General features: G+C 68.5%; 12 protein-coding genes. 1 reads left to right on the top strand and 11 read right to left on the bottom strand.

What is annotated here, in order from left to right:
* Positions 1-8: 8 nt before the first annotated feature.
* Positions 9-1,136: a M24 family metallopeptidase gene (locus H7J89_RS03035; protein ID WP_264036373.1), complete on the bottom strand. Its 1,128-nt coding sequence runs from the start codon at positions 1,134-1,136 to the stop codon at positions 9-11.
* A gap of 47 nt (positions 1,137-1,183) precedes the next feature.
* On the opposite strand from H7J89_RS03035, the gene H7J89_RS03040 reads away from it, so the two are divergent.
* Positions 1,184-2,140, top strand: a complete 957-nt coding sequence (locus tag H7J89_RS03040) for a 5'-3' exonuclease (RefSeq protein ID WP_264036375.1) — start codon at positions 1,184-1,186, stop codon at positions 2,138-2,140.
* Positions 2,141-2,144: 4 nt separating this feature from the next.
* Here the strand turns inward: H7J89_RS03040 and H7J89_RS03045 are convergent, their stop codons facing one another.
* The 10 genes from H7J89_RS03045 to H7J89_RS03090 form a co-directional block, all read right to left on the bottom strand.
* Positions 2,145-2,903: a DUF4333 domain-containing protein gene (locus H7J89_RS03045; RefSeq protein ID WP_264036377.1), complete on the bottom strand. Its 759-nt coding sequence runs from the start codon at positions 2,901-2,903 to the stop codon at positions 2,145-2,147.
* A gap of 79 nt (positions 2,904-2,982) precedes the next feature.
* Entirely contained in the window at positions 2,983-5,769 is a 2,787-nt protein-coding gene (locus H7J89_RS03050) for a DEAD/DEAH box helicase (protein ID WP_264036379.1), read from the bottom strand.
* A 19-nt stretch (positions 5,770-5,788) separates the two neighbouring features.
* Positions 5,789-6,754, bottom strand: coding sequence for a twin-arginine translocase subunit TatC (gene tatC, locus H7J89_RS03055; protein ID WP_264036382.1), 966 nt, complete (start codon positions 6,752-6,754; stop codon positions 5,789-5,791).
* 45 nt (positions 6,755-6,799) lie between these two features.
* Positions 6,800-7,093, bottom strand: coding sequence for a Sec-independent protein translocase subunit TatA (gene tatA / locus H7J89_RS03060; protein WP_264036384.1), 294 nt, complete (start codon positions 7,091-7,093; stop codon positions 6,800-6,802).
* A 72-nt stretch (positions 7,094-7,165) separates the two neighbouring features.
* A complete protein-coding gene (locus H7J89_RS03065) occupies positions 7,166-8,137 on the bottom strand; it encodes a helix-turn-helix transcriptional regulator (RefSeq protein ID WP_264036386.1) in 972 nt (323 codons plus the stop codon).
* Positions 8,134-9,129, bottom strand: coding sequence for a helix-turn-helix transcriptional regulator (locus tag H7J89_RS03070; RefSeq protein ID WP_264036388.1), 996 nt, complete (start codon positions 9,127-9,129; stop codon positions 8,134-8,136). Before H7J89_RS03070 ends, H7J89_RS03065 begins: the two co-directional genes overlap by 4 nt.
* 201 nt (positions 9,130-9,330) lie before the next feature.
* The gene (gene pafA, locus H7J89_RS03075; protein ID WP_156622714.1) at positions 9,331-10,689 is read right to left on the bottom strand and encodes a Pup--protein ligase; all 1,359 of its coding nucleotides are present in this window, start codon (positions 10,687-10,689) and stop codon (positions 9,331-9,333) included.
* Between the two features lie 188 nt (positions 10,690-10,877).
* A complete protein-coding gene (gene prcA, locus H7J89_RS03080) occupies positions 10,878-11,648 on the bottom strand; it encodes a proteasome subunit alpha (RefSeq protein WP_264036391.1) in 771 nt (256 codons plus the stop codon).
* Positions 11,645-12,520, bottom strand: a complete 876-nt coding sequence (gene prcB, locus H7J89_RS03085; RefSeq protein ID WP_264036393.1) for a proteasome subunit beta — start codon at positions 12,518-12,520, stop codon at positions 11,645-11,647. Before prcB ends, prcA begins: the two co-directional genes overlap by 4 nt.
* Positions 12,517-12,711 carry a ubiquitin-like protein Pup gene (locus tag H7J89_RS03090; RefSeq protein WP_007170369.1) on the bottom strand — a complete coding sequence of 65 codons (195 nt, stop codon included), beginning with the start codon at positions 12,709-12,711 and terminating at the stop codon, positions 12,517-12,519. The genes prcB and H7J89_RS03090 overlap by 4 nt, the downstream gene beginning before the upstream one ends.
* Between the last annotated feature and the right edge of the window lie 55 nt (positions 12,712-12,766).

Below are 12,766 nucleotides of genomic sequence, written 5' to 3' on the forward strand. Positions count from 1 at the left end.
CCCGGATGCTAAGCCGCTGGCACCACGATCAGCTCGTGTGGTCGATTGTTGACGGCCAGGCCGCCGTCTTCGGTCACGACGACGATGTCCTCGATACGGGCACCCCATAGGCCCGGGAAGTAGATGCCCGGCTCGATGGAGAAGGCCATGCCCGCGGCCAGCGGCAGGTCGTTGCCCGCGACGATGTAGGGCTCCTCGTGAACCGAGAGGCCGATGCCGTGACCGGTGCGGTGCACGAAATACTCGGCCAGCCCGGCGTCGGCCAGCACATCGCGGGCGGCCGCGTCGACTGCCTCGGCCTTCACGCCGGGGCGGACCGCCTCGACGGCCGCGCGTTGAGCGCGCTGGAGCACCGAATAGCGCTGCACCACTTCAGAATTCGGTTCGCCGATGCTGTAGGTGCGGGTCGAGTCGGAATGATACCCAGGCTCGTACGCCCCGCCGATGTCGACGACGACGATGTCGCCGACTTGCAGTTCGCGGTCCGAGTAGCCGTGGTGTGGGTCGGCGCTGTGCGGTCCGGAGCCGACGATGATGAACGACACCTCTGAATGCCCTTCGGCGACAATCGCTTCCGCGATGTCGGCGGCTACGTCGGCCTCGGTGCGGCCGGGGACCAAAAATTCCGGCACCCGGGCATGCACGCGGTCGATAGCCGCGCCCGCTTTGCGCAGCGCGTCTATTTCGCCTTCCTCCTTGACCATCCGCAGCGTGCGCATCACGTCGGTGGCCAGGACGGGCAGCACCCCGAGCACGCCGGCCAGCGGCAGCAGGTGCAGGGCCGGCATGGAATCGGTGACGGCGGTTGCCGCGGGACCGCCGCCGAACGCCGCCCCGACCAGTTGGTAAGGGTCGTCCCCGTCCACCCAATCCCGCACCGCCAGACCCAGTTCCGCGATGGCCGACCCCTTGAGCGAGGCCAGCTCGAGCCGCGGGACGACCACCGTCGGGTCGCCGGACGCCGGCAGAACCAGCGCGGTGAACCGCTCGAGCGTCTGGGCGCGCGACCCGACGAGGTAACGCAGGTCGTACCCGGGGGTGATCACCAGCCCGGACAACCCCGCGTCGGCGGTCGCCGCGGCGGCCGCCGCCAGCCGGCGGGCATACACCCCGGCGCCGAACCGATGAGATTCCATGGCAGCCAGGCTAACCGGTAGGCGTCGGCGCTGGCAGGATAGCCAGCATGCCTGCGCCGCTATTACTGCTCGACGGGGCCAGCATGTGGTTCCGGTCGTATTTCGGGGTGCCGTCCTCGATCACCGCCCCAGACGGCCGGCCCGTCAACGCCGTGCGCGGGTTCATCGACTCGATGGCCGTGGTGATCAACCAACAACGCCCCAGCCGGCTGGTGGTCTGCCTGGACCTGGACTGGCGACCGCAGTTCCGGGTGGACCTCGTCCCCTCTTACAAGGCGCATCGCGTCGCGCAGCCGGAGCCCGCAGGCGAGCCGGACGTCGAGGAGGTCCCCGACGACCTGACACCGCAGATCGACATGATCATGGACCTGTTGGACGCCTTCGGGATCCCGACCGCGGGCGCCGAAGGATTCGAGGCCGACGATGTGCTCGGCACGCTGGCCGCCCGAGAACGCCGTGACCCGGTGGTTGTGGTCAGTGGCGACCGCGACCTGCTGCAGGTGGTGTCGGACGATCCGGTTCCGGTCCGGGTGCTCTACCTGGGCCGCGGGCTGACCAAAGCCACCCTGTTCGGGCCGCCTGAGGTCGCCGAACACTACGGTGTGCCGGAGCATCGGGCGGGGCCGGCCTACGCCGAATTCGCGCTGATGCGCGGCGATCCGTCCGACGGCCTGCCGGGCGTCCCCGGCGTCGGTGAGAAGACGGCGGCGACCCTGCTGGCTCAGCATGGGTCGCTGGAACAAATCCTGGCGGCCGCCCACGATCCGAAGTCGAAGATGGCCAAGGGATTGCGCTCGAAACTGCTGGGCGCGGCCGACTACATCGAGGCCGCAGGGCAGGTGGTGCGGGTCGCCACCGACGCGCCCGTCAGCCTGTCGACGCCGACCGACGCGCTACCCCTGGTGGCCGACGACCCGCAACGCACCGCGAAGTTGGCGACCAAACTGGGCGTCGGGTCCTCGATAGCCCGGTTGCAGAAAGCGCTCGACGCGCTGCCGACGTAACCGGCTACTGCGGGCGGCCGACCTCGTAGGTGCCCTTGTTGTCCTGGAAAGTCACCGTGACGTGCTTGGGGGCGCCGTCAATGCTGACGTCGCAGTCGAAGGTGGCCCCCTTCTTGACGGTGGGGTTCTGGCCGTGGTTGCACTTGACGTTCTGGACGTTCTTGGCCCCATAGCCGTTGGTCTCGTCGGACAGGACCTGCTGCACACCGGTCTGCGCCTTGTTGACGTCCAGCTTGGTGGTGACGAAGAACCCGGGCTGCCAGAAGCCGAGTATCAGCACGACCGCGATGAGCAGGAAGGCGATCACACCACCCACACCGGCGATCACGCCGACCGACCGCTTCTTGGCCGGCTGCTGGTCGTACGGCGCGTACTGGTGCGGGTACTGGCCCGGCTGACCGTATTGCCCGGGCTGCCCGTACTGGCCCGGCTGGCCGTACTGCCCCGGCTGCCCGTACTGCCCCGGCTGCTGGTACTGGCCCGGCTGGCCGTACTGCCCCGGCTGCCCGTACTGGCCGGGCTGCCCGTACTGCCCGGGCTGCTGATATCCGGGCTGCTGCGGATATTGCTGCGGGTACGCCTGTTCGGCCGGCTGTTGGTACTGCGGGTAATCGGCGGGCGGCGTGTACGCCGGCGCCTGCCAGGTCGCCTCCTGGCCTGGCTGCTGCTGCCAGGGCGAACCGACCTGCGTCGGCTCGGAGGAGTGATCGCCACCCTGGCCGGGCGGTTGCCACTGCTGTTCCGGTCCCTGCGGTCCGCTCATCGTCTCTCCTCAGCCCCTTGTGTCTCGGCACGAATCATCGGCGTTGTGATTTCCGCATCTACGGTAGCTTCGGCTCAGCCTACCCGGCGTCAACAGCGACGACGCCGCGCCGAATGTCATTGATGGCGCGCTTGGCGGTGGCCCGCAGCTCGGGGTCCGGGGCGGCGTTGCGAACCTGGTCCAACAGATCGAGCACCTGGCGGCACCAGCGCACGAAATCCCCCGCCAGCAGCGGCGAGCCGGTGCCGGCCGGGTCGACGGCCGCCAGCGCAGCGGCCAGGTCGCCGGTCTTGGCCCAGCGATAGATGACGTTGACGAAACCGTCGTCGGGCTCCCGACTGGGTGCGATCCGGTGCGTCTGCTCGTCGGTGCGCAGCGCATACGACAGCCGGGACGTTTGCTGCAGCGCCTGCCGCACTTGCTGGGTCGGCGCCTCGGCGGCGAACGCCGCCCGCGGGCCCTCACCGCCCCTGGTCTCGTACAGCACCGTCGAGACCACCGCGGCCAGCTCGGCGGGCTTCAGATCGGCCCACGCGCCGGTGCGCAGGCATTCGGCCACCAGGAGGTCGCTCTCGCTGTAGATGCGGGCCAGCAGCCGGCCGTCGTCGGTGACGTGGGGATCGGTGTCCGGGCCTTGGATGAAGCCACGCTCGGTGAGCAGGCCCACGATCCGGTCGAACGTCCGCGCCAGCGAATTGGTCGCGGCGGCGACCTTTTTCTCCAGCTGGGCGTTGTCCCGTTCGATGCGCAGGTAGCGCTCGGCCTGCCGGACTTGGGATTCCAGGCCGGCGTCGTTGTGTGACGGGTGCCGACGAAGCTCCTCTCGCAACGACGCCAGCTCGGGGTCGTGGAAGCCGTCGTGGTCGCCGCGGCCGCTGCGCCGCCTCTCCGGAACGGCCAATCCGGCAGCCGCCGACCGCAGCGCGGACGCCAGGTCACGACGGACGCGCGGTTGGCGGTGCTCCACCCGCTTGGGCAACGGCATCGAACCGACCGGGGCCGCCGCTCCCGAGTAGTCGGCCGTCGAAATCCGGCCCGCCCAACGGTTTTCGGTGAGCACCAACGGGCGCGGGTCGTCGCCGTCGCGGGCCGATTCCAAGACCACCGCCAGCCCGCCGCGCCGGCCGTGGGTGATGTTGATGATGTCCCCGCGCCGCAGCGCGGCCAGCGCGTCGCTGGCCGCCTGCCGGCGCTGCAGCCGCGACGCGCGGGACTGCGCGCGCTCCATCTCGCTGATGCGCGCACGCATCCGGGCGTAGTCGAGGATCGGCGCCTGGGGCCCGCCCAGCTCGGCGGCGATCTCGCCGAGCATCGCGTTGCCGCGCTCGATGCCGCGGACCAGGCCGACGACCGAGCGGTCGGCCTGATACTGGGCGAACGACTGCTCCAGCAGCCGATGGGCCTGCTCGGGACCCATCTGCTGCACCAGGTTGATCGTCATGTTGTAGGACGGGGCGAACGAGCTGCGCAGCGGGAACGTGCGGGTCGAAGCCAATCCCGCGACCGCGGACGGTTCGGTGGTTTCTTCGGCGGGATTCCAGAGCACCACTGCGTGGCCCTCGACGTCGATGCCGCGCCGCCCGGCGCGCCCGGTCAGCTGCGTGTACTCCCCCGGCGTCAGCGGCATGTGCTGCTCGCCGTTGAACTTCACCAGCCGTTCGAGCACCACCGTGCGGGCCGGCATGTTGATGCCGAGCGCCAAGGTCTCGGTGGCGAAGACCGCCTTGACCAGCCCGGCGGTGAACAGCTCTTCGACGGTGTGCCGGAAAACCGGCAACATCCCGGCGTGGTGGGCCGCCAGACCGCGCATCAGCCCTTCGCGCCACTCGTAGTAGCCGAGCACCGCCAGGTCGGCGTCGGCAAGATCACCGCACCGGTGCTCGATCACCTCGGCGATCTGCGCGCGCTCCTCCTCGGTGGTCAGCCGGAGCGGCGAGCGCAGGCACTGCTGAACGGCGGCGTCACAGCCGGCGCGGGAGAACACGAACGTGATCGCCGGCAGCAGCCCCTCGGAGTCCAGCGTCGCGATCACGTCCGCCCGGCCGGGCGGCCGATAGAACCGCGGCCGGCCGGGCGTACCGCGTCCGCCGCCACGCCTTCCCGCCTCCCGGCGGGGGCTTCGCCAGTCCGACATCCGGTCCGCCTCGCGGCGGTGCGCGATGTGGCGCGTCAGGTCCGGGTTGACGCGCGCCTCGCGGACGGCCGTCGGTTGCTCGCCGGCTTCCGGGTTTCGGTAGTCGAACAGGTCGAAAAGCCGCTTGCCCACCAAGACGTGTTGCCACAGCGGCACCGGCCGATGCTCGTCGACCACCACGGTCGTATCGCCCCGCACGGTCTGGATCCAGCCGCCGAATTCCTCGGCGTTGCTCACCGTCGCCGACAGGCTGACCACTCGCACCTCGTCGGGCAGGTGCAGGATCACTTCCTCCCATACCGGGCCGCGCATCCGGTCGGCCAGGAAATGCACCTCATCCATCACCACGTAGGAAAGCCCTTGTAGCGCAGGCGAATCGGCGTAGAGCATGTTGCGCAGCACCTCGGTGGTCATTACCACCACGGGAGCGTCGGCGTTCACCGACATGTCGCCGGTGAGCAGGCCGATCCGGTCGCGGCCGTAGCGCGCGGTCAGATCGGTGTGCTTCTGATTGCTCAGCGCCTTGAGCGGCGTGGTGTAGAAGCACTTTCCGCCCGCGGCCAGCGCCAGGTGCACGGCGAACTCGCCCACCACCGTCTTGCCGGCCCCGGTCGGCGCGCAGACCAGCACGCCGTGACCGCGCTCGAGCGCGGCGCACGCCCGCCGCTGAAAGCCGTCCAGCGCAAAGGGCAATTCAGCGGTGAACCGGGTCAGCTCGACGAGCTCCGTCACGTCCTGTGGCACCGACGGTTTAGGTGACATCGTCATGCTGGCCGGTGAACGACGGCTCCCAGACCGGGTCCTGTATCGGTGCGGGCGGCTCGATGACCGATGCCTCATCGTCCGGGATCGCGGTCCGCGCTTCGCGCTTGGCCTTCCGCCTGTCGTGCAGGCGGGCGATCTGGATGGCGAACTCGAGAAGCACCGACAGCGCCACGCCCAACGCGGTCATCGAGAACGGGTCGGACCCGGGCGTGAAGATTGCGGCGAACACGAACATCCCGAAGATCAAGCCGCGCCGCCAGGACTTGAGTCGCTCGTAGGGCAGCACACCCGTCATGTTGAGCATGACGATCAGCAACGGGAATTCGAAGCTGACGCCGAACACCACCAACAGGTTGATCAGGAACCCGAAGTACCGGTCCCCGGACAGCGCGGTCACCTGCACGTCGCTGCCGACCGTCAGTAAGAAGCCCAGCGCCTTGGACAGCACGAAGTAGGCCAGGATCGCGCCCGTGACGAACAGCAGCGCCGCTGGGATCACGAACCCGACCGCGAAGCGACGCTCCTTTTGGTACAGCCCCGGCGTGATGAACGCCCAGAGTTCGTAGAACCACACCGGGCAGGCCAGCACGACCCCGGCGGTCAGCCCGACCTTGAGCCGCAACATGAACTGGTCGAACGGCGCCGTGGCCAGCAGTCGGCACTGACCGTCGGCGCTGATGCTGGCGCGTGCCGATTGGGGCAGCGAGCAGTAGGGGTGGCGCAGCCACTCGCCGAGGCTTTCCAGGCCGAAGATCGAGTGCGAATACCAGAAGAACCCGAAGATCGTGGTGATCAGGATGGCGGCCAGCGAGAACAGCAACCGGGTGCGCAGCTCGGTGAGGTGGTCGACAAGCGACATCGTCGCGTCGGGATTGGCGCGGCTGCGCCTGTTACGCGGATTGAGGCGCTTCAGCACGCCGGCAGTGCGCGCTGAAACCTTGAAAACTTTCACGACGCTCGTTCAGTGGCGTTCGGGCACCGCGACGACGATGGCCGGCTACGCAGGGTGTGCTTCGGAGTGCCCCTGCTCGGGAGCCGCTGCCGGGGCGTCGACCCGCTGCGACTGCACGGGAGTGGGGTTCGCCGCGGAGGGGGCGCTGTTCGTCGCGCTGTTGGTCTCCAGGGCCGACGACTCCGCTTTGTTCTCGGTCTGCATTTCGCGCAGCTCAGACTTGAAGATGCGCATCGACTTGCCCAACGAACGTGCTGCATCGGGGAGCTTCTTGGCACCGAAAAGCAGGATCACCACCACAGCGAGGATCGCCCAGTGCCACGGACTAAGACTGCCCACTTTGATTACCTCCAGACGTCTACCCGATGCTACCGCAGTGCGACGGTCCACCGGGCCGCCCGCGCCGTGACCTCAGCGGGTTAGCGCCTGATAGGACTCGCACGCCGCGGCCGCCGCATCCCGGACACGTCTCGCGAGTGACTCCGGTTCAAGGACCCGCACGTCCGACCCGAAGCCGAGCACCAGGCGCGTCATCCAGTCCTCGGAGGCGTAGGTCATCACCGCATCGCAGGATCCGTCCGGCAACTCCCGCACCTCACGCATCGGGTAGTACTCGAACATCCACGACGCCGAAGGCGCGACCCGCAGTTTGGCCGACGGCAGCGACGGATCTCCGTCGAACAACGACGTGTCCGGCGGCGCCTGCAGCGCCAGTTCGGGTGGAGCCGCCGGCTCGTCCAACTCGGTGGCATCGACGATCCGGTCGAAGCGGAACAGTCGCACCCCGTCGGCCTCCCGTGACCAGGCCTCCAGGTAGCTGTGGCCGCCGATCAGCAGTACCCGGACGGGGTCGACGATCCGGCTGGTAAGGGTGTCATGCGACGCGGAGTAATAGTCGATGGCCAGCGCGCGTTTGTGCTGTACGGCCGCGCGGACCGCGGCCGCCGCTCGGCTTTCCGCGGGCGCGGGCTCGTCGACCGCTGCCACCGAGCCGGTGGCGTCGTGCCCGATGGCGCCGGCCGCGGCCTCGATCTTGGCAATCGCGCTGCGCGCCGCCTCCGGGTCGACGACGCCCGGGATATCGGCGAGTGCCCGCAGCGCCACCAACAGACCGGTGGCCTCCGGCGAGGTGAGCTTGAGCGGCCGGTCGATGCCCGCGGAGAACGTCACCTCGATCGTGTCGCCGGAGAACTGGAAGTCGATCAGGTCGCCCGGGTAGTAGCCGGGCAGGCCGCACATCCACAGCTGGTTGAGGTCCTCTTCCAGTTGCTTGGCGGATACCCCGAGGTCGGCGGCCGCCTTTGCCCGGGTGACCCGCGGGTTGGCCTGGAAATACGGCACCATATTGAGCAGCCGGATCAATCGCGTGGATATGGGAGTCATGGGCGATTCGCCTCCTCCACGTGCGCGCGCAGCCGCGCCAGCACGTCGTCGCGCAGTGACTGCGGCTCGAGCACGACGGCGTCGGCCCCATAGCCGGCGATGTCGCGCGCCAACCGGTCACTGGATCCGATGTCGATCTCGACCACCTCGCCGTCGCGGCCGCCCAGTTGCCGCGTGCCGGTGGACCTCCCGGCGCGCCGCAGCGCGGTGGCCCGCCCGTCGGCCACCCACACCCGCGCCTGCCCCCCGGTCGGGATCTCGGCCACCGTGCGGGCGACGATCTGGCGCAGGTCCACGTCCTCGGGTACAACGACCAGCCCGGGCGGGCCGATCGGCCTGACGTCGGCACCGATCCGCGACAGCCGAAAGGTGCGAGTTGCGTCGCGATCGCGGTCGTGGCCCACCAGATACCAGCGACCCTTCTGGGTCACGACGCCCCACGGTTCCACGGTGCGCATGCTGTACGGATCGGCGCGCGACGGCCGGTGCGGAAACTGCACCGCCTGCCGGGAATCGATGGCCGACAACAGGACTCCGAGAACCTCCTCCGACCCGCGCAGCCCGGGCACGCCGGCCGGGGAGGCGATGGCCACCGGCGCGTCCGGGTCGACGTCCACCCCGGCGGCACGCAGCTTGAGCAACGCGCCCTGGGTGGCGGTGATCAGTTCGGGCGACTCCCACAGTTGCGTCGCGACGGCTACCGCGGCCGCCTCGTCCGAAGTCAGCTCGACTGCCGGCAACGAGTAGGCGTCGCGGTTGATGCGGTAGCCCTCGGTGGGGTCCTGGGCCGACGCCCTGCCGACCTCCAGCGGTATGCCCAGATCGCGCAGCTCGTTCTTGTCGCGCTCGAACATGCGGGAGAACGCCTCGGCGCTGGGACTGTCCGCGTACCCGGCCACGCTGGACCTGATCTTCTCCGCGCTGATGTAGCCGCGGGTGGACAGCAGGGCGATGACGAGATTGACCAACCGCTCGACTTTCGAGGTCGCCATTCGCACCAGGTTATAGCTGGCGCGCGCGCCGCGCCTGCACCGGCTGGCGAGTCGCAGCATTAACAATCGCCACATCAGTCACGAGCTGGCGGGCACCTCAGCCTTTGAGGATTTGATAGCGCCGGCGCTATCACGTTTCCGGCGCGAGCATGGACAACCACGGCGGGCTGGTGTGACGTGCGACCAATGGAGAGCGGTGAGCTACATGCTGGCGATCAGCCGCTTGACCCGCTCGTCGACCGCCCGGAAGGGGTCCTTGCACAGCACGGTGCGTTGGGCCTGGTCGTTGAGCTTGAGGTGCACCCAGTCGACGGTGAAGTCGCGGCCCGCGGCCTGGGCGGCGCTGATGAACTCGCCACGCAGCCGGGCGCGGGTGGTCTGGGGCGGATGGTCGACCGCCTCCGTGATTTCCTCGTCGGTGGTCACGCGCGCCGCAAGGCCCTTGCGCTGCAGCAGGTCGAACACGCCGCGCCCCCGCTTGATGTCGTGATAGGCCAGGTCCAGCTGGGCGATCTTGGGGTCGGACAGCTCCATGTTGTAGCGGTCCTGGTAGCGCTGGAACAGCTTGCGCTTGATCACCCAGTCGATTTCGGTGTCGACCTTGGCGAAGTCCTGGCTCTCGACGGCGTCGAGCTGACGCCCCCACAGGTCCACCACCTGCTCGATTTGGGCGTTGGGCTCCCGGGTCTGCAGGTGTTCGACGGCGCGGGTGTAGTACTCGCGCTGGATGTCCAACGCGCTGGCCTGACGCCCGCCGGCCAGCCGCACCGGGCGCCGGCCGGTGACATCGTGGCTGACCTCCCGGATGGCGCGGATGGGGTTGTCCAGCGAGAAGTCGCGGAAGGGAACGCCGGCCTCGATCATTTCCAGCACCAGCGCCGCGGTGCCCACCTTGAGCATCGTGGTGGTCTCGCACATGTTGGAGTCGCCGACGATCACGTGCAACCGCCGGTACTTCTCGGCGTCGGCGTGCGGCTCGTCGCGGGTATTGATGATGGGCCTGCTGCGGGTGGTGGCCGAGGAGACGCCCTCCCAGATGTGCTCGGCACGTTGGGAAAGGCAGAAGGTCGCCGCCTTGGGGGTTTGCAGCACCTTGCCGGCCCCGCAGATCAGCTGTCGGGTGACCAGGAACGGCAGCAACACATCGGAGATCCGGGAGAACTCGCCAGCCCGCACGATCAGGTAGTTCTCGTGGCAGCCGTAGGAGTTGCCCGCCGAATCGGTGTTGTTCTTGAACAGGTAGATGTCCCCGCCGATGCCCTCGTCGGCGAGCCGCTGTTCGGCGTCGATGAGCAGGTCTTCCAGCACCCATTCGCCGGCCCGGTCGTGGGTGACCAGCTGCACCAGGCTGTCGCATTCGGCCGTCGCGTACTCGGGGTGGCTGCCCACGTCGAGATACAGCCGGGCACCGTTGCGGAGGAAGACGTTGGAGCTGCGCCCCCAGGACACGACGCGCCGGAAGAGATAACGGGCGACCTCGTCCGGGGACAGGCGGCGATGGCCGTGGAAGGTGCAGGTGACACCGAACTCGGTCTCGATGCCCATAATTCGTCGCTGCACGTAATCGAGGGTACTGGTTGTCTCACCGGGAGGGCACGGAAGCCGCGCCTACGGGCCCCGACGAGTTTCCCGCGGCCCGTTGGCGCCGCCCGCGAGAGCTCACCAGCACCCTGGGCACCAGCGGTCCCAGAACCGCACCCGTGCGCTCGGTGTTCTGCCGATAGCGAACACGCGCGGACACGCCCGATTCAGCCCGCGGAGTCGCCGTTGGAATCCGGTGCTTCGCCGTTGGTTTCCGGCTGCTTCGAATCCCCCTCTTGCAGCAGGCTTTCCAGGGTGGCCCGGTTGATCCGCCGGAACGCCCGCCGCGGCCGGCTGACGTCCAGGATGGCAACCTCCAGGCTGCCTACATCCGGAGAAAGATCCCCGTTGGAACCCTCCGCACTGCCGGCCCGCAACGCCTTCACGGCGATCTGCGTCGCGTCGCGCAGGTCGGCGTTCTCGGCGTAGGACTCCTTGAGCGCGGTGGTGATCGGCTCCGTCGTACCGCCCATCACCACGAAATGCGGTTCGTCGGCGATCGACCCGTCGTAGGTGATGCGGTACAACTCAGGCGGTTTCGTCTCGCCGTAGTGCGCCACCTCGGCGACGCACAATTCCACCTCGTACGGCTTGGCCTGCTCGGTGAAGATGGTGCCCAAGGTCTGGGCGTAGACGTTGGCCAGCTGGCGCCCGGTGACGTCGCGGCGGTCGTAGGCGTAGCCCCGGGTGTCGGCGAACTGGATTCCGCCGCGCCGCAGATTGTCGAACTCGTTGAACTTGCCCGCGGCCGCGAAGCCCACGCGGTCGTAGAGCTCGCTGATCTTCTGCAGGGACCGCGACGGGTTCTCCGCCACAAACAGCACACCACCGGCGTAGACCAGCGCGACCACGCTCTTGCCGCGTGCGATGCCTTTGCGTGCGAGCTCGCTGCGCTCGCGCATCGCCTGCTCGGGCGATATGAAATAAGGAAAGCTCACTTCTCACCGCCATCGGGGCCGAAAGTATCTGCGCGCGAGCGACTTTCGATGACTTCGCGGGCCAGCTCGGCGATCCGCCGCTCGGGCACCTCGGCCGCCCCTTCGGCACCGATGGTGACCGCCGTCGGGTAGATACCGCGCACCAAATCGGGACCGCCGGTGGCCGAATCGTCATCGGCGGCGTCGTACAGCGCCTCGACGGCCACCCGCACCGCGGAATCGGCATCGACGACCTGCGAGTACAGCTTCTTGATCGACGACTTGGCGAAGATCGACCCCGAACCCACCGACTGGTAGCCCTCTTCTTCCAAGTTCCAGCCGCCGGCGGCGTCGAACGAGACGATCCGGCCGGCACCCTCGGGGTCGGGCGCGTCGATGTCGTAGCCCGCCAACAGCGGGAGGGCCACCAGGCCCTGCATCGCGGCGGCCAGGTTTCCGCGCACCATGATCGCGAGCCGGTTCACCTTGCCGGCGAATGTGAGCGGCACACCTTCGAGCTTTTCGTAGTGCTCGAGTTCCACGGCGTAGAGGCGGGCGAACTCGACGGCGATGGCCGCGGTGCCTGCGATGCCCGTGGCGGTGTAGTCGTCGGTGACGTACACCTTTTTCACGTCACGCCCGGCGATCATGTTGCCCTGGGTCGAGCGACGGTCGCCGGCGATGACAACGCCACCGGGATATTTCAGGGCCACGATGGTGGTGCCGTGCGGCAGCTGCGAGCCGACCCCGCCGGCTTGCGCGCCACCGAGACTCGCCGGCAACAGCTCCGGCGCTTGACGGCGCAGGAAGTCAGCAAACGACGACAGGTCTACGGCGGGATTTGCCGGGAGTGAGGAGTTGGTGAACAGGCGGTCAGAGAAGGGCCAGGTCACTGTCCGCCCTTTTGGACGTATGCCCGGACGAAGTCTTCAGCGTTCTCTTCGAGGACGTCATCGATCTCGTCGAGCAGATCGTCGGTGTCCTCGGCTAGCTTCTCGCGGCGCTCCTGGCCCGCGGCCGTGCTGTCGGCGAAATCGTCGTCGTCGCCACCACCACCGCCACGCTTGGTCTGCTCCTGAGCCATCGCCGGCCTCCTGCTTCATCTGAACTTGTTCAGCGGCTTGCTTGGTTCCAAAGCC

It is taken from the genome of Mycobacterium paraffinicum, assembly GCF_025822865.1.
Lineage (GTDB): Bacteria > Actinomycetota > Actinomycetes > Mycobacteriales > Mycobacteriaceae > Mycobacterium > Mycobacterium paraffinicum.